Annotated in this window: 17 protein-coding genes; 15 read left to right on the top strand and 2 right to left on the bottom strand. The window is 38.7% G+C overall.

Going from position 1 to position 17,585, the window contains the following annotated elements; all coding sequences use genetic code 11:
* Positions 1-472 precede the first annotated feature (472 nt).
* Positions 473-1,921, top strand: a complete 1,449-nt coding sequence (locus V7161_RS03890) for a hypothetical protein (RefSeq protein ID WP_335442420.1) — start codon at positions 473-475, stop codon at positions 1,919-1,921.
* Between the two features lie 120 nt (positions 1,922-2,041).
* Positions 2,042-2,731, top strand: a complete 690-nt coding sequence (locus V7161_RS03885; RefSeq protein ID WP_335442418.1) for an NAD(P)-binding domain-containing protein — start codon at positions 2,042-2,044, stop codon at positions 2,729-2,731.
* A 25-nt stretch (positions 2,732-2,756) separates the two neighbouring features.
* On the opposite strand, the gene V7161_RS03880 is transcribed toward V7161_RS03885, so the two are convergent.
* Together V7161_RS03880 and V7161_RS03875 are read right to left on the bottom strand one after the other, a co-directional pair.
* The gene (locus V7161_RS03880) at positions 2,757-4,139 is read right to left on the bottom strand and encodes a hypothetical protein (RefSeq protein ID WP_335442416.1); all 1,383 of its coding nucleotides are present in this window, start codon (positions 4,137-4,139) and stop codon (positions 2,757-2,759) included.
* Positions 4,140-4,522: 383 nt separating this feature from the next.
* On the bottom strand, positions 4,523-4,867 hold the full coding sequence (locus V7161_RS03875; protein WP_335442414.1) for a hypothetical protein: 345 nt from the start codon (positions 4,865-4,867) through the stop codon (positions 4,523-4,525).
* Positions 4,868-5,051: 184 nt separating this feature from the next.
* Here V7161_RS03875 and V7161_RS03870 point away from each other — a divergent pair, with 184 nt between their 5' ends.
* The 13 genes from V7161_RS03870 (at position 5,052) to V7161_RS03810 (ending at position 17,554) form a co-directional block, all read left to right on the top strand.
* Complete coding sequence (locus V7161_RS03870; protein WP_335442412.1) at positions 5,052-5,384, top strand: 2Fe-2S iron-sulfur cluster-binding protein; 333 nt, start codon at positions 5,052-5,054, stop codon at positions 5,382-5,384.
* A 57-nt stretch (positions 5,385-5,441) separates the two neighbouring features.
* Positions 5,442-6,212, top strand: a complete 771-nt coding sequence (locus tag V7161_RS03865) for a creatininase family protein (RefSeq protein WP_335442411.1) — start codon at positions 5,442-5,444, stop codon at positions 6,210-6,212.
* A gap of 235 nt (positions 6,213-6,447) precedes the next feature.
* A complete protein-coding gene (locus tag V7161_RS03860; protein ID WP_223590582.1) occupies positions 6,448-7,179 on the top strand; it encodes a TenA family transcriptional regulator in 732 nt (243 codons plus the stop codon).
* 97 nt (positions 7,180-7,276) lie between these two features.
* Complete coding sequence (locus tag V7161_RS03855) at positions 7,277-8,779, top strand: aldehyde dehydrogenase family protein (RefSeq protein ID WP_335442409.1); 1,503 nt, start codon at positions 7,277-7,279, stop codon at positions 8,777-8,779.
* Positions 8,780-8,793: 14 nt separating this feature from the next.
* Positions 8,794-9,273, top strand: coding sequence for a GlcG/HbpS family heme-binding protein (locus V7161_RS03850; protein ID WP_335442407.1), 480 nt, complete (start codon positions 8,794-8,796; stop codon positions 9,271-9,273).
* An 89-nt stretch (positions 9,274-9,362) separates the two neighbouring features.
* The gene (locus V7161_RS03845) at positions 9,363-9,959 is read left to right on the top strand and encodes a chromate transporter (RefSeq protein WP_420491565.1); all 597 of its coding nucleotides are present in this window, start codon (positions 9,363-9,365) and stop codon (positions 9,957-9,959) included.
* Entirely contained in the window at positions 9,956-10,486 is a 531-nt protein-coding gene (locus V7161_RS03840) for a chromate transporter (RefSeq protein WP_335442404.1), read from the top strand. The genes V7161_RS03845 and V7161_RS03840 overlap by 4 nt, the downstream gene beginning before the upstream one ends.
* Positions 10,487-10,533: 47 nt before the next feature.
* Positions 10,534-11,238 (top strand): GntR family transcriptional regulator, encoded by a 705-nt coding sequence (locus tag V7161_RS03835; RefSeq protein ID WP_335442402.1) that lies wholly within the window; start codon positions 10,534-10,536, stop codon positions 11,236-11,238.
* A 144-nt stretch (positions 11,239-11,382) separates the two neighbouring features.
* Entirely contained in the window at positions 11,383-11,733 is a 351-nt protein-coding gene (locus V7161_RS03830; protein ID WP_335442400.1) for a 2Fe-2S iron-sulfur cluster-binding protein, read from the top strand.
* A gap of 417 nt (positions 11,734-12,150) precedes the next feature.
* Positions 12,151-13,314: a cell division protein FtsZ gene (gene ftsZ, locus V7161_RS03825; RefSeq protein WP_335442399.1), complete on the top strand. Its 1,164-nt coding sequence runs from the start codon at positions 12,151-12,153 to the stop codon at positions 13,312-13,314.
* Between the two features lie 235 nt (positions 13,315-13,549).
* Positions 13,550-14,533 (top strand): proline dehydrogenase family protein, encoded by a 984-nt coding sequence (locus tag V7161_RS03820; RefSeq protein WP_335442397.1) that lies wholly within the window; start codon positions 13,550-13,552, stop codon positions 14,531-14,533.
* A gap of 161 nt (positions 14,534-14,694) precedes the next feature.
* Positions 14,695-15,690, top strand: coding sequence for a VanW family protein (locus V7161_RS03815; protein WP_335442396.1), 996 nt, complete (start codon positions 14,695-14,697; stop codon positions 15,688-15,690).
* Positions 15,691-15,817: 127 nt separating this feature from the next.
* On the top strand, positions 15,818-17,554 hold the full coding sequence (locus V7161_RS03810) for a bifunctional metallophosphatase/5'-nucleotidase (RefSeq protein WP_335442395.1): 1,737 nt from the start codon (positions 15,818-15,820) through the stop codon (positions 17,552-17,554).
* The last annotated feature ends 31 nt before the right edge of the window (positions 17,555-17,585 follow it).

Raw genomic sequence — 17,585 nt, 5'->3', positions numbered from 1 at the left:
TAATTAAACGTCTAAATTTTCAAAATATTGTTGCGCATTCCGGGTGGTTAATGATATATTATTTTCAACCTATATAGTTAACACCGGCTGTATAGTGAAAAAGAGGGGGGATCTACATCATTTTACATATTAATTACTAGTAGTATTCATTTGTTTGTCCTCGTTGAGTTTTTCTATGGTTTGATCTTAAATAAGTTTAATCAGGTTCAAAATATTTTTTTGGATTATCACGGTATACAATCCACAAAATACAAAATTCACCTTACTCGTTAATTTTTATCCTTTTTGATGCAATAGCAATTTTTAGTATTCTAGCAGTTAACATTAAAAGGTAATTGAGAAGAGAGACATACATCACTTGTGGAAGCGCTTACGAATCCTTTCTCCTCACCATACCACCTTTCAGAAAATTTCAAGCAGAACATTTGAACAAATTTAGCTGAAAATTTTTTTAAAAGTCGGAGGGGGATATATGGAATTAACATTAGCTCATTGGGTCTACCTAATTGTCACTGCAGCTGTCATTATTATTATGCTATTCCGAAAAGGTGTTGTATTACCTCTAATCATTGGGACCTTTATTGTGGCAGCCGTATATAAAGGGAGTTTAATAGCAGGCTTTCAAGCTGTCTTTAATGCTAACCTTGTTGCCGCTAAGGAACTATTTAGTATTTTCTTAATCATATCAATCATGATTGGTCTCTTAAATTCTCTGAAGGATCTAGGGGCAGATAGAAGGATGGTCGTGCCGATTCAGAAAATAATGGTAAACGGACATGTTTCCTATTTAGTTTTAATGGTCACAACCTATGTAATTTCGCTCTTTTTCTGGCCAACCCCAGCAGTTCCATTAATTTGTGCCTTGTTAGTTCCTGCAGCAGTAAGCGCAGGTTTGCCTGTCATGACTTCAGCAATGGTTATCGTTATCGCAGGTCAAGGGATGGCCCTTTCCTCAGACTATATCATGCAAGTAGCGCCAATGCTTAGTGCAAAAGCAGCGGGTATTGATAAAGCTGCCGTATCAGATAAGGCATTCATTCTTTCTTTAATTACAGGATTTAGCGCTTTAGCGATTGTGTATGTCACACATCGAAAGGCGATTACTAAGAAAACCGGTTCTGCCAGTAACGTTAATACTGAAGAGAAAGCATTTTTTAATGTGGCTGAAGAACTTGCTGCGACTGCAGAAGAGACTGCTGATCTCGTTCAAAGAAAAGCAACATGGGGAAAAGTTTTCGCTGTCATTGTACCTCTAGCCATGTTAGCTGTAATGATTTTTATGTTCCAGACAAAAATTGGCGGTGGATCTGGCTTTGAAGGCGGGGACGGTGCCGCTTTCATTGGCGGTGTTGCTACTATTCTATTAGTCTTAGCTACTATTGCCTTTAACCGAATTCATGCACTTGATAAAATAAGTGAACATATTACCGAAGGTTTTGTGTTCGCTTTTAAGGCCATGGCACCTGTCATTCCGATTGCTGGTTACTTCTTTATGGGAAGCGGAGATTTTTCAGGGGCTATCCTGTCATTAGGTGATAAGGCAGCAAAGCCGGCATTTCTATTTGATTTAATCCAAGCCGGACAAAATTATATCCCGCATAGCCCATTTTTTGCAGCGATTAGTATTTTAATAGTAGGTATCATTACGGGGTTAGATGGCTCTGGATTTGCTGGACTTCCTTTAACAGGTGCATTGTCTGGAGCAATTGCCCCAGGAAGTCACATCGACCCTTCGGTTATGGCCGCTATTGGTCAAATGGGTGCAGTTTGGAGCGGCGGGGGAACATTGATTGCTTGGTCATCCCTAGTGGCCGTTGCAGGATTCTTACAAGTATCACCACTTGAACTGGCGAGGAAAAACTTCGTACCGGTAATATCGGGACTTCTTCTAGCCACAATTTTAGCAGTCATTATTTGGTAGTTTTTAAGGGCCTTCCAAGAGTCAGTTAAACACTGATTTTTGGCAGCCCTTTTTTTCGCATGTTTGGTATATTTGTGAATAGAATGAGGATTAAAATGGCATGCATGAAAGGAAGAAGGGATGAAACCCATGAAAGCAGGATTGGTCGGGATTGGAAAACTTGGGACTGCAATGATGGCGCACTGGCATCGAAGCAGTAGACCTATAGGTATTTATCACCCTGTGAAAAAAAAGGCTGAAGATTTTGTTCAGCAGTTTCAAAATGGATATTGTTTATCAGAGGAAGAATTAAGTAATTTAGATGTGTTAGTTTTAGCTTTACCTGCATTGAAGGTTATTCCTTTTATTTCAAGCTTAAAGATTAAAGGATCAACCTCATTAATTAATATGGCAACTTCCCTTCATACAAATGAAATTAAATCAAAGTTTCCTGCCTTAAACATTCACGGAGTGAAATTTATGGGGCATTGGAAAGATTTATTAGATCATGGCAACGGCTTGTTTATAACAGAATCCCCATTAACGCAGAAAATAGAGGACATCTATCAGCCATTAGGGAAGGTAATATTAGATCGAGAGTATTGTTTAACAGAGGTCAATAAACTTGCAACCTATTATGCTATTAAAGCAGCTATCGAAATTGAAAGGGATTTTTCAGAAAGAGGCATTTCCTCTGAATATGTGAAGCGGGCCTTAACTTCCTTAGCCCCTGAAGTTATGCGTAGTTATAGTGAAGGAAATCTTGGCCATTTTGCGATGGATATTGTAAAAGAGGTGCAAGCAGAGAAAGGAGGAGTCAATCCAGATTGACTCCTCCTTTCTTATTATTGATCATTCAAGAAAAGAATAATTGTAAGACAAATAGGTACACCATCACACAGCCGATATAAAGGCCGGCAAAGGATAAATTCCAATTTGAAACCTTATAGGAACTTTCGTTCACAATATTGGACATGAGCCCTAGTGTGGCATTATACGGTCCCACAAGAAAGGATGAAACCGCACCCGCTAACATGGCAACAGTTAATATATGCGGTGAGATACCGATTACCGCAGGATTGAGTCCTTCGGTCATTAATGCAAGAGAAACAGCTGGATGTAGTCCGAGAAAAGCAAAACCTAAAGGAATTAGTGGCAGCAAAATCAAAAAGATTTCTACACCCGCCACATGAATAAACTGAATTACCAAGCGGTCCAACCATTCATTTGTATGAGAAACATTGATGGTCGAGATAAAAAAGCCAGCTGATAAATAAATAAAAAATTGATCTTTCATACCGACTGAAAACGATTGAAAATGTTTTAATAAATGGGCACCAAACTCTTTTCCTTGCTTTAAGCATAAAGACCATGTAAAGGAAAAGGGGATAACCATTAAAGAAACGAGTGTTAAGAAGGGATAAGGAAACTTTTTTTCTATTAATGAAATAACGAGATTAAATATAACGATTGCCAGTAATATTTGAAAGACTCTTCGTGAACGGTCGATTTGCCTTGGTACTAAGGTGGCGGCTGTTTCATGGACAGAGAGGTTTTTCTGTGTATTGATCATTACTTTTGACTTGCGCGCTCCCAGGTACCAATCCATTCCCATCCCTACAATACTAAGAGGAATTACATAAGGAAGAATCGAAACCCAGCTGACTCCCGTCATTGTAATAACAATCCCGACAATGGGGGTTACGGGGGCCCAAAGTAACGGCATGGCAAACCCCCGGGTAATCGCGCGGCTCATAAACCGTTCTTTACTTTGTACTGGTATGACATCTAATGATGGCCGAATCGAGTAATAAGTCATCGGCAATGTTGCAAGATTCATAAAAATACTAAAAAAGTATGAAAAACCGGAAGTAATCATATAAAGCTGTCCAGATGTTTTTACCCTCTTTTGAATCATCGTTTGAATGCCGCCGCTGTAACCGCCAAGTTTAATGGGGATCCCTAAGATTGGAACTAAGGTAAACATCGTCAGCAAGTCGAGCATGGGACCAAAGGAAAGGATATATTCCTGCCATCCGGCACCGCTTGTCCATAATAAGATCAACCCCAGGATTAAAAAGGTACTTCCTAATATTTGAACAAATCGTTTTGCTTGGAATAGCGTACAAAGAACGATGATAAGACTTAATACGGATAAAACAACCCCAATATCCAGCTGTGGGAAAAGCACGGAGAGTAAATACAATAAAATTACTAAAAAAAACATAAATCTTAGCATATCAACACCCTTACTCAAAATACGGTATACCAAAATTTGAAAACAGGTTTAAAATAGACACGATTTAACCATATTTTATTTTAAATTTGGTATTTGGTATACAATATTGTTGTAATTTTTTTCACTGCATTGTAAAATGAAATTAATAAATAAGATATAAATTAGGGGGAATTAACATGTTAAACATTCTATTTAACTCTAAAAAATCTGCTGAAAAGGCTGAGAAAAAATTAGCTTCACTAAGAAAAATACTTAAATTTTAACGTATTATTGAAAAAGCCGTCGCTCTATAGTGGCGGTTTTTTTCTGCTTTTTAATAATATAAAAACCGGAGAGACGTCATATTCTCTCCGGACTTGTACATGAAGCATCATGTCAGAAATTTATACCGCTACTTCATCGGATTTGACCAGCTTGGAATTAACCGAATCCTCACTGTTTCCAGATGCTTTCACGATCTCATTTAATTCCTCACGTGCCGCTTCGATTGTTTCAAACCTCTCAAAAAACTTTACTGCGATATGGTTGACATATTCTTTTCCTTCAAATTTTTCAAATAATTGGATTTTAGCGCTTTCATCAAGAACCTTCGCAATCGTATATTTAGCCCGTAATTGATTAAAGAAATAGAAGTGATACGTTTCAATTGGCTCTAGACCATCGTTTTCTAAAATTGTTTGAAAGGATTCTTTATTCGTTAGCACAATAAATTTTCCCAATTTGAACACTCCTTTTTTTATTGAACATTGTATACCAAACTACTTATTTGTATTTTATCTGATGTTGATAAAATATTCAACAGTATATTCTAAATATTAAAATAATTAAAAACTAGTTTGCTTCTCAAATCAAAAGATTGTATACTTCAGAAAAGAGTCAAAATTTTTAGAATAAACGGGAAGGGGAAGTTTTATGCCAAAAGTGATCCTCCATGTAGATGGAACAACTGTGGAACAAGATGTGAAAGAGAATGCCAACTTAGTAGTGCTAGCAGCCACACGCCAATTACCAAAGTTAAAGTATGGCTGTGGGATGGGGCGCTGTACAAAATGTACGTGCGTCGTGATCGAGGGTGCAGAAGACTTAGCGCCACCGAACTGGAAGGAAGAAAAAATGCTTGGAGATAAGGTAAATGAAGGATATCGTTTGACCTGTCAGCTAACGATTCAGCATGATATTGAAATCTCTCAAGAAAATATTACGATTTCGGTTCCGAAGAAACAATCGGCTATCGAAGTAAAATAATTTTTTATTTGATTTTCAGGTATACAATATACAAAAAATGATTGCAGGTGATTTGTAATGGATTGTTACGACTTAACCAGGATGACATGGAGAGAGGTAAAAGAAGCATTAAAAACTGTGAAGTTTGCCATTATACCAATCGGCGCCCATGAACAGCATGGTCCGCATATGGCCGAAAGCTGTGATGCCGTTTTAGCAGAAAAGATGGCTATAAAGCTTGGAGAGAAAATGTTCCCTTTTTGCATCGTCACTCCAACCGTTAATATGGGTGTATCCCAGCATCATTTAAATTTTCCTGGAACCATATCTTTGCAGCCCAATACCTTAATAGCTATTTTAAATGATATGATCTCCTCATTAAAACATCATGGAATCGAGAAGTTTTTATTATTAAATTCACACGGCGGCAACCAATCTACACTAAATGTGGCATCGATGACTTTAACTAAAGAACTAGAAGTTGAAATTTATTATGCAAAAACAACAGCATCCGCTAAACAATCGATAAAGAATTTTGTTACTTCCAATTTGTTTGGCCACAGCTGTGAGCGAGAGGTTTCCGAAGCCTTATATCTGGCTCCAGAGCTTGTCCGGCCTGAATTACTAGAAAAAGGAGATATTCAGGAAGAGGGAAGATGGAAGCAGCTTAGACCGGGTAATGCCATCCAAGGATTTTATTATTATGAGGAAATGACCCAAAATGGCTGTATCGGTGATGCGACAAAAGCCAGCTGGGAAATTGGCCGGCAAATTGTCGAAGAATCATTAGAGAACCTTTCTAAAGAGCTTTACAAATTATTAAAGATAGAAGTAGAAACGCCTTATTAGATCAGGCACCAAATAATTATCAGATTATAATAATCTTTTAAAAATTCTAAAAATTATATTTACAAACGAAAATAAATAGGTTACTATTTAATCAAGGTATACCAAATAAGAAAAAAACCGGAAGAATGCTAGATAATATCTGACAATCTTTTATTTTTAAACTTATTTGGTATACAAAATATCAAATACCAAGTTCGACTTGGTCAGCTACATAAATATTGAGGAGGAGATTACATTGACAGAATTACTTTCAAAAGACGAATTTCGTAAACAACTGGAAGAAGCTATTAAAGGAAATCATAGCCAAAAGGCTCCTTTTACATTAGCATGGGCTGAAGGAAAATTAGAAAGAAAACACTTTGCTAGATGGGCTGAAAACCACTACCACTATGTTGGACCTTTCGCAGATTACCTAGCGTATATCTATCACAATACTCCAACTGATCCAAAATTTGAAGCGGCAAAGGATTTCACATTGCAAAACATGTATGAAGAAGAAATCGCTGCTGACCGCCATACTGATTTGTTAATTCGTTTTGCCGAAGCTTGTGGCACAACACGTGAACGAGTTATTAATCCGCAAAATATGGCTCCAACTACACTTGGGCTTCAAAGCTGGTGTTTCGCGGTTGCTGCTCGTGAAAATTTCGTAGTTGCAACGGCTGCTTTAGTAGTAGGATTAGAATCTCAAGTACCTGACATTTATCGGAAGCAAACTCCTGCATTACGTGAACAATATGGATTTACGGATGAAGAAATTGAATTCTTCGATTTACACATCGTTTCTGATGAAATCCATGGTGAGCGTGGTTACAAAATCGTTCTTGATCATGCCGATACTCCAGAATTACAGCAACGCTGCCTAGAAGTAGTTAGAACAGGAGCAAAAATGCGCCGCATGTATATGGATGGATTATGGAGAGAGTACTTAGAGCAGGATTTGGGAGCTTTGGTAGAAGCGAAATAATCTTAAAGCTAGTTAATAATAATACGGATTCAAAAGACATTTTTGAATCCGCTTCCTTTACAAGCCGCCCTATTTAATCTTGCAGTTTAAGGTTTAAATGGCGGCTATTTTTTATAAAGAAATGATGGTGATAAATGTGTTAACTACTAAAGTAGAAACATTCAATAATTTAATAAATGGCGAGTGGCAGGAATCTGTTAGCCATAAGACGTTTTTTAGTGTAAACCCCGCTAATAAGGAAGAAATTGTGGGGGTATTCCAAGCTTCAAATGAACAGGATGTCCGCTTGGCGATTGAGGCGGCGCAAAATGCCTTTCCGGCATGGTCCCAAACAGCACCATCTAAACGTGCAGCGATTTTAAATCAGGCTGCCAGCATTCTCGAACAAAATGCCGCTAAGCTAGCCGAAGAGTTGACACGTGAAGAAGGAAAACACATTGATGATGCTAAAAATGAAGTCATTCGCTCGGCGCAAACGCTCCGGTTTTATGCAGTGGAAGGGCAGACTTTTACGGGTGAAACTTTCCCTAATGATGATCCAAATATGAAGGTATCGACAGAAAGAGAGCCGCTTGGAGTGGTGAGTGTCATAACTCCTTGGAATTTTCCCCTTTCGATTCCAGCCAGAAAAATAGCACCTGCTTTAATAACTGGAAATACCGTGGTTTTCAAACCTTCGTCAGATACACCACTAATTGCATTCCGATTAGTAGAAGCCCTATATCAAGCAGGGATTCCAAAAGGCGTCATTAACTTTGTAACAGGAAAAGCTTCCGATGTGGGTGATCTATTGGTAACTCATTCGGCTGTAAGAGCAGTCACTTTTACAGGCTCTACTAGTGCCGGGGAAGATATTCATCGAAAAGCATCTTTTACAACCCGCACCCAAATGGAGCTTGGTGGCAAGAATCCGCTCATCGTTATGGAGGATGCAGACCTTGATTTGGCCGCAAGCTTGACTGTTAACGGAGGCTTTTCCTTAACTGGGCAAGCGTGCACAGGAACCAGCCGGGTGATCGTTTTAAAAGAAGTGAAAGAGGCATTTGTTCAAAAGCTTATAGAAAAAACCAGCGCTCTTAAAGTTGGAAATGGATTTGAAAAAGGCGTGAAAATTGGTCCACTTGCCAATGAGAAACAGTTCAATAATGTCCTAAAGTATATTCAATATGGTAAGGAAGATGGTGCCACATTGGCCTTTGGCGGAAATGCCTTAACAGAAGGTGAGTACCAAAAAGGTTACTATATACAGCCTGCAATCTTTACCAATGTAAATCCAGAATCACGGATTGCCAAAGAAGAAATTTTTGGTCCTGTTATTGCTGTGATAGAAGTAGATACATATGAAGGAGCCATCGCCATTGCGAATGATGTTGAGTATGGTTTATCTGCTTCCATCGTCACCAATAATTTAAAAGTTGCTAATCAATTTACTAAGGATATTCAGGCAGGAACGGTTAAGGTGAACCGTACGACAACGGGCAACTTAATGAACGCACCTTTTGGCGGTCTGAAAAAATCAAGCACTTCCACCTTCCGTGAATCTGGAAGAGTCGGCTTAGAGTTCTTTACCCAATTAAAAACAGTCTATATTGGCTATTAAGGAGAGATTCATCCATGAAAACAGCATTAAAATTAGAATTAGAAGAAGCAAAAATCATGATTGAGGCGGCTAAGAAAAAATCAGAGGAAATCAATGTGCTTGAGACCATCGCCATTGTGGATGATGGAGGGAACCTGATTGCGCTAGAACGCATGAATGGCGCACGCATCACTGGTCCAGAAATCGCGATTGCGAAAGCTTACACGGCTTCCGGTCATAAACGGTCTACCCATTTATTTAACAAAGAACCAAATGGTCCTGCACTGCCTGGAAATGAAGCATTTGGTATAAATCAAATGCTTCCTGGCAAATTTGCCATCTTTGTTGGCGGCTTCCCGATTGTGGTAAATGGTGAAGTGGTCGGGGGAATTGGTGTCAGCGGCGGAAACGGGGAACAAGATACAGCCGTTGGGACTGCTGCATTAACAGCCCTGCAAAAGTTTGTGGAAGGTGAGGGCCTTGAGGTCATTACTGAAGCTGATATAAAAAAATAATGGAAGCTGGACCTCATTCATTGTCTTACAGATAGAATGGGGTCCATGTTAATCAACGGGGAATTTTGTTAATAAAGGGGGAGAATCAACTGAAACCATATGTTGAGTTGGCTATAGGGTTTGCACGCACAGGTGTTACTGGATATGGAGGTGGTCCTTCTACGATTCCGTTGATTGAATTTGAAGCAGTTCAAAAATATAAATGGATGACTGAAGAGGAATTTGGGGAAATTTTAGCGTTAGCCAATACCTTACCGGGTCCGATTGCAACCAAAATGGCAGCCTATATCGGATACAAGCTAAAAGGGTCTTTAGGAGCAACCGTTGCCATCCTTGCTCACATTCTCCCATCCATCGTTGCCATGATTGGATTGCTGGGGGTGCTTTATTCCTTTAGAAAATCTCCAATTGTAAGCGGAATGGTGCAGGGGGTAACACCAGTCATTGGATTTATGTTATTGGAGATGGCCTACCGTTTTTTCCAAAATGGACGCAAAGGCTTAGGATTGTCGAAAATGGTGATCCTTTCAGCCGTTTCTTTAGTATTTGTTCAATTTCTCGGTTTACATCCAGGGATTTTAATCGCCGGTTTTTTGATTGCTGCTTATTTGATTGCCGACCGTAAAGAAAAAGCGGCTTCACCTGAGACGAATGTTCTTCTACAGAGAAAGGAAAAAAGCTCATGATTTATTGGCATATTTTCTGGTCATTTTTTATTGCAAATTTATTAGGATACGGCGGCGGACCTGCAACGATTCCATTAATTCAGAATGAAGTTGTCAATCATTATCATTGGATGACTGTATCCAAATTCGGTGATATATTAGCGATCGCCAATGCTTTACCGGGACCTATTGCCACTAAAATGGGAGGGTTTATCGGTTATCAATTGGCAGGAATTCCTGGTGCCATCATTGCGCTGGCGGCCACTATTCTTCCTTCAGCTCTGGCTGTTATTTTGTTATTTAAGTTTGTTAATCTATTTAAGGATTCTTCTAAAATTAAACTCATGACAAAATCTGTACAGCCGATTATTGCCATTTTACTAGCTGTTATGGCCTATCAATTCTTTTTAACCGCGTTTGAAAAAAGTGGTGTTTATCATCTTTTACTCTTAGCATGCATTAGCTATTTCGCTTTAATCAGGCTAAAGGTTCACCCTTCACTGGTGATTGTTTGCGCATTGTTTTATGGAGGGATTTTTTTATCATAAGCGGATAAACTTAAGGAAAATACTTTAATAAATAAGCAGGTGGAGTAATGGAAACAAGATGGGAGGAAAACAATCTTTTATCAATACGAGAACATGCCTATCTTTATTTAAAGGAAATGATTCTTGAAGGAGAATTTAAAGCTGGTGACCGGCTGATCGAAAGAGAGCTTGCGGGGAAATTAAATATTAGTCGTACTCCTATTCGCGAAGCTTTGTTCCGGCTGGAATCGCAGGGTTTTGTTAAAACCGTACCGAGGAAAGGTGTCGTGGTTACGAACATTTCTGAAACAGAAGTCATTGAGGTATTTACCATCCTTTCTTCATTGGAGGTTTTAGCGGTAAAATTGGCTGCACAAAAGATGGATAAGAGCACCCAGCTGGAATTAGATCAAAAAATCAAAGAGCTAATGGAATTGGAAAGACTGGCGGAAGAGAACTTTAATTTTGAACATATTCAAATGAATCAACTGATCAATAAAGCTTCAAAGAGTCCTAAATTATTCGAAATTCTGTCTGGTCTGATTGATTATATTCATATGGCCGCGAATATGGGGTATGAGACTCCAGGGCGCAGAAAAGAATCATTAAAAGAACATATTGATATCATGAAAGCCTTACGAGATAAGGAAACCGATATGGCTGAGTATTTAATGAGAATTCATATTGAAAATTCTAAAAAGGCATATATCAACTATATGGAAAATGTAAAAGAAAAGCTTAATAAAAAGGATAAATCAAGATCCCCCCTTTAAGCTTGCGGAGACCACACCATCACCAAGGTTGTGGTCTTCATTTTTACAAACAAAGAATAATAAATTAAAAGTTTTGTATTGTCTGAAAATTAAAATTATGGTATATTGTATACCAAGAAGATAAATCTTAGGGAGGAAAAAGACATGCCTAAAATACATTTCATAAACAGTAACAAACAGTTAGAGGTACCAGAGAATTCTAATATTTTGAGAATGTCTCTTCGTTACGATGGAGAACTCCCAAATCGTTGTGGCGGGGGAATTTGCGGCACATGCGTTTTTAAAGCAGATAATGGAGCAGAATTCCTTGATAATGTTAAGATCCAAGAAAGAAGAAAATTAGGTGAAGAGTGGTTAGGGGAAGGGTACCGATTAGGATGCCAGACCTTTGTAACAAACGGCGATATTTCGATTTCATGGGATGAAGATATCACCGAACAAGTGAAAAAAAGAAAGCCGGATAAACTGCAAAAGGAAGCAACAACTGCAAAATAATTTTTATAGGGGTGAGAACATGTGGGCCTGTAACAGTCATATGAAAGAAGTGTTATCATTCTTAGATATTCCCCATATTAGCAAGGCGTCCTACCATATCAAATGTTCATTCTGTGAAAAACCTGCACATGCAAAAATCTATTATGCCCATCAGCCAATAAAATTTAAAAAGTATAAAGAATTCCAAGATTCGTCCATGATTTCACGCACCTCATAAAAAAGCTGTCATTCGACAGCTTTTTTTATCATTTTTTGGAGGAGAATGACCACAGGACTATATAAAAAACACGATAATTTTGCTAAAATATTAAAAAGTATCTAAAAATACATAACAATAACCTTATCTAATCATAGGGAATTATTCTATTATTTTCTGATTAGTTACATTACAGGTTTTGATAAATTGGAGGAATGAACATGTGGGATATGGATATGGATATAGATCAAATCGCAAGGATTAAAGTAATAGGCGTTGGCGGCGGCGGAAATAATGCTGTTAACCGAATGATTGAAGCGGGTGTTCAAGGCGTTGAATTTATCGCAGTTAACACAGATGCCCAGGCTCTTAATCTATCAAAAGCAGAGATTAAAATGCAAATTGGTGCGCAATTAACAAGAGGCTTAGGAGCAGGTGCTAATCCAGAAGTCGGCAGAAGAGCTGTAGAGGAGAGCCGGAAACAGTTGGAAGAGGTATTAAAAGGAGCTGACATGGTCTTTGTCACGGCTGGAATGGGAGGCGGTACTGGAACGGGAGCTGCCCCAGCCATTGCAGAAATCGCTCATGACCTCGGTGCATTAACGATTGGTGTTGTTACACGCCCATTTGGATTTGAAGGAAGAAAGCGTGCTCAAAACGCTGCCAGCGGAATTGAATTTATGAGGAATGCGGTAGATACCTTAATTATTGTACCAAATGACCGCTTATTGCAGATTGTTGATAAAAAGACACCTATGGTAGAAGCCTTCCGCGAAGCCGATAATGTCTTGCGTCAGGGTGTTCAAGGAATTTCGGATCTAATTGCCGTCCCAGGATTAATAAACCTTGACTTTGCAGATGTTAAAACCATTATGTCTAACCAGGGAACGGCATTAATGGGGATTGGGGTTGCAAAAGGCCCTAATCGGGCTGTTGAAGCAGCCAAAAAGGCGATTTCCAGTCCGTTACTCGAAACGTCCATAGACGGTGCACAAGGTGTTCTCATGAATATTACAGGCGGAAGCAATTTAAGCTTGTATGAAGTACAGGAGGCCGCTGATATTGTTGCTTCTGCCGCAGATCATGAATTAAACATGATTTTTGGTTCTATCATTAACGATAATCTTAAGGAAGAAATCATGATTACGGTTATTGCAACTGGTTTTGATGATAAAGAAGGCTCTAGATTAAACACAGCTTCAAACTTATTAGGGACCAAGCCGCCTTCACAAAGAGAAACGATAAAAGAACAGAAGGTAAATGAAGAAGCTCAGCCTGAAAAAGGCAGACATGAAAATGGCAGACATGAAAATGGCAGACAATGGATGGAACCCGAGGAAACACTTGATATTCCAACATTCCTGCGAAATCGAAATAGAAGATAAACTTTTGGCTGCCGAGTGTCACTCGGCAGTCTTTTAATTTGAATAATTTTTTTCAATAAAGAGTAATACTATTCAATGGTGAAATAATCAATATTACCAAGCTATTAATGATTTAAATGGGACGTAACCAAAAATAAAGAACATGAATTAATTATAGTAGGAAAATTCGCAAAATAATTTTTTATGAAAGCGTATGCTATAATGATACTATTCATACAACAAAGGAGTTTTTGTAATGTTAAAAGATTTCTTTATGGGTTTATCACAAAACCAATTTTTAAATAGTGCTGCCAAGAAATACGGCCTTAAATTAGGTGCCCAAAGTGTTGTCGCCGGCACCACTATCGAAGAAACGATTAAAAGCATTAAAGAATTGAATGCACACGGGATTTCTGCAACAGTCGATAATCTTGGCGAGTTTGTGTTTGAAAAAGAAGAGGCAACTAAAGCTAAAGAACAAATTCTTAAGGTCATTGAGGCCATTCATGAAAATAAGGTCGATGCTCATATTTCCTTAAAACCAACTCAATTAGGGTTGGATATTGATTATTCTTTTTGCTTAAGCAATTTACAAGAAATCGTTCATCTTGCGAACAACTACGGGATTTTTGTTAATTTTGACATGGAAGATTACGGTCATCTTAAGCCTTCGTTTGATTTATTAGATGAATTGTCTATGGAATATGGGAATGTAGGTACTGTTATTCAAGCTTACTTCTACGAGGCGCAAGAAAACCTTGAAAAATACAAAAATTATCGGTTACGTCTCGTAAAAGGTGCTTATAAAGAGCCTGAAGAGTACGCTTACCAAGATAAGAAAGATATTGATAAAAACTTTATTAAGCTAATCGAATGGCATTTAGTCAACGGAAAATTTACATCGATTGCTACCCATGATCACCGGATCATTAATCATGTGAAGGAATTTGTTAAAAAGAACAATATTCCAAATGATAAATTCGAGTTTCAAATGCTTTATGGTTTCAGAAAAGACATGCAGCTTGAGCTGGCAAAAGAAGGCTACAACTTCTGTACGTATGTACCTTTCGGAAATGACTGGTATGGCTATTTCATGAGACGTCTTGCAGAAAGACCGCAAAATTTAAATCTTGTTGCTAAGCAAGTATTTAATAAGAAAACGAACACCATTATCGGTGTAGCTGCAGGTGCCTTTTTATTAGGTAGAATTTCAAAGGCTAATAATAAAAAACGTCGTTAAATTAAAAACTATTTAATTTTCTTAGAAGCTCCTGTTAAAGCAGGGGCTTTTTGCTTTACTCAAAAATCATCTCATTCAATCTTAATTAGTAATTTTGACAAGCTGCCCAGAATAGGATAGGTGAGTGGGATTTAATGAGAATAAGAGGAGAGTCTACTTTAATGGGTAAGCAATCATGGGCAATCTCAATATTACTAATTAGCAGTTTAATAGGGTTAACAGGATGTACGGAAAAAACAACAACAAAACCACCAGAGGATAAGGTAACAGAGCCGCAAAAGCAGTCTGTAACAAAACTTCCGGAAGAACCTCTAAAGGAAGAACAAAAGCCTGTCACGGTTAATATCATTGATCCGAATACAAAAGCGATTTTAAAAACCTTCATTCCTCTCGAAATGGGATTTGATGACAATAAAGGAACTTATCAAAAGGAAATTGAGAATTGGGCAAAGGATATGGCTAGGGGAACACAAACAACGCCTGGCTACGATCAAAGAATGATCCTTGACCGGATTGATGCAAATGGACAAATTATAAAAGGAAAGCCTCAAGTTATCCTAGAGGAATCCGAGCTAGTGGAAAAAATAATGGCGGCATCGGTAAATGGCGGTGACGTTGAGCTTCCGCTTTATGTCACCGAAAGCGGCTATAAACCAGAGGATGTTGCCCATTTAAATGAAGTGGTCGTGGCAAGCTATACGACCAGGTTTGACAGCCGGGTAATCGGGCGCTCGAAAAATATTGAGTTGTCAGCTCAAGCCATTAATAATGTCATTGTTGGAGCTGGTGACTTTTTCTCCTTTAATACAACCGTTGGGCCAAGTGATGCAGCACATGGCTATCAAAAGGCAAAGGAAATCGTCAATAAGCAATTAGTCGATGGCATTGGCGGAGGAATTTGCCAAACCTCTTCCACTTTATTTAACTCAGTCGATCAAATAGGAGTTAGTTATGTCGAAAAACATCACCACTCATTGTCTGTCGGCTACGTCCCTGCAGGGCGGGATGCTACAGTCTCGTATGGCGGTCCAGACTTTAGATTTCAAAATACGAAGGGTGTTCCTATTTTAATCAAAACCATTTACGGAAAAGGGACATTAACGGTTGAAGTAAGAACATCCATTGCATACGAAAGCCTTATCGCTAAAGGAAATTAATAAAGGCAGAATCTATGTGGAAACCACTAGATTCTGCTTTTTTATTTTCCAAAGCACCTTGTATATTCCTCCATATATAAGCAAAAAATAGCTTTGGCTTTTTAAGAATAACCAAAGGAGGAATATTATGGTATGGGTTTATAGGTCCTTTATATCCTTGAGTATTTTCACTATTATTGGATGGACTGGAAATCAAGATGTATCTGCCCGTGTTTTGGATGAGACAAATGTAAGAAAGCCATATGGTTTAGAAGTTAGCAGGCAGCAGCCTTCTGAAACAGGGGACCAGGGATTATCTGAGGAATACCATGGTCATAAATCGAATCGGCCGGAAACAAAACTTAAGAAACCAAAACCGCCAGCCGCTAATAATCGTTTAAAACAAATACAGCTTTTGGGTATTAATGATCTGCACGGTCAATTAAATGTAACAAGGAAAGTTAATGGCAGGCCGGCAGGGCGAGTGGATTTTTTAGCAGCATATTTAAAACAAAGGGCAGCAGAAAATAAGAACACGCTTTTTGTTCAAGCTGGTGACATGGTCGGGGCAAGTCCGCCAGTATCCGCCCTTTTACAGGATGAACCGACAATTGAAATCTTAAATAAGCTTGGCTTTGATATTGGAACGGTTGGAAACCATGAGTTCGATGAAGGAGTAAAAGAACTTCTCCGCCTTATTAACGGTGGAAGTCATCCAAAAACAGGAAATTTTGCGGGCTCTAATTTTCCGTGGATCGTTGCCAATGTTATCGATGAGAAGACAGGAAAAACGATTTTACCGCCTTATAAAGTTTTAAAAGTAGATGGAATGTCCATTGGTTTTATCGGAGTGGTTACCACCGAAACTCCTACTGTTGTGGTGCCTAGCGGAGTGGCGGGTTTAAAATTCACTGATGAAGTTGAAGCTATCAATCGAAACGTGGCCGAATTAAAAAAGCAAGGTGTGAAATCAATTATTGTTTTAGCACATAACCCTGGTACATCAGGAACAAATGGGGAAAATCCAACAGGACAGCTGGTTGATATTGCTAATCGTGTTGACGATGAAGTGGATATTATATTTGGTGGGCATAACCATGCCTATATGAATGCCACCATTGATAATAAATTAGTAATTCAATCCTATTCATATGGAACGGCATTTTCCGACGTGGATATCCAAATTGATCCAAAAACAAAGGATATTGTTTCAAAAAGAGCGGAAATCGTCACAACGTTTCAAGAAGGTATAGAGCCTGACCCTGAAATTAAACAAATCATTGAAGGCTACGAAGCAAAAATTGCTCCAATTGTAAATCGGATAGTGGGATCTACGTCTGTTCCATTAACGGCCCTGCAAAATGGAAATGGAGAATCCGTCTTGGGAGACTTTATCGCAGATGCCCAACGGTCAGCGATGAGCACTCAATTTGCATTTATGAATCCGGGAGGTATACGTGCCGATATTGATGCAGGGGATATCACATGGGGTGAGGTTTATACTGTTCAGCCATTTAATAATGAACTTGTCAAGATGACAATGACGGGTCAGCAGATTCGAGACTTGCTTGAGCAGCAATGGGGGGAGAAAACGAGCATGCTGCAAATTTCTGGATTGACTTATTCGTGGGATCCTAATAAACCAGTTGGTCAAAGGGTAGTGAGCATGAAGCTCCCAGATGGAACAGTTCTTGATCCTAATACCCCTTACACAGTGACAGCAAATATCTTCCTTTCTGGCGGGGGAGATGGGTTCACAGTATTTACGAAAGCGCAAAATAAAGAAGTCGGACCAGTGGATTTGGAAGCGCTCGTCAATTATATTTCAGCACAGCCAAAGCCATTTACCTATAATCTTCAGAATCGGATTCTGAAGGTTCAATAATCAAGAATAGGGTGACAGGCACCATCCACGT

Origin of the sequence: Neobacillus drentensis (genome assembly GCF_036965425.1) — a bacterium.
Lineage (GTDB): Bacteria > Bacillota > Bacilli > Bacillales > Cytobacillaceae > Neobacillus > Neobacillus drentensis_F.
This window is presented reverse-complemented; position numbering and strand designations above follow the sequence as displayed.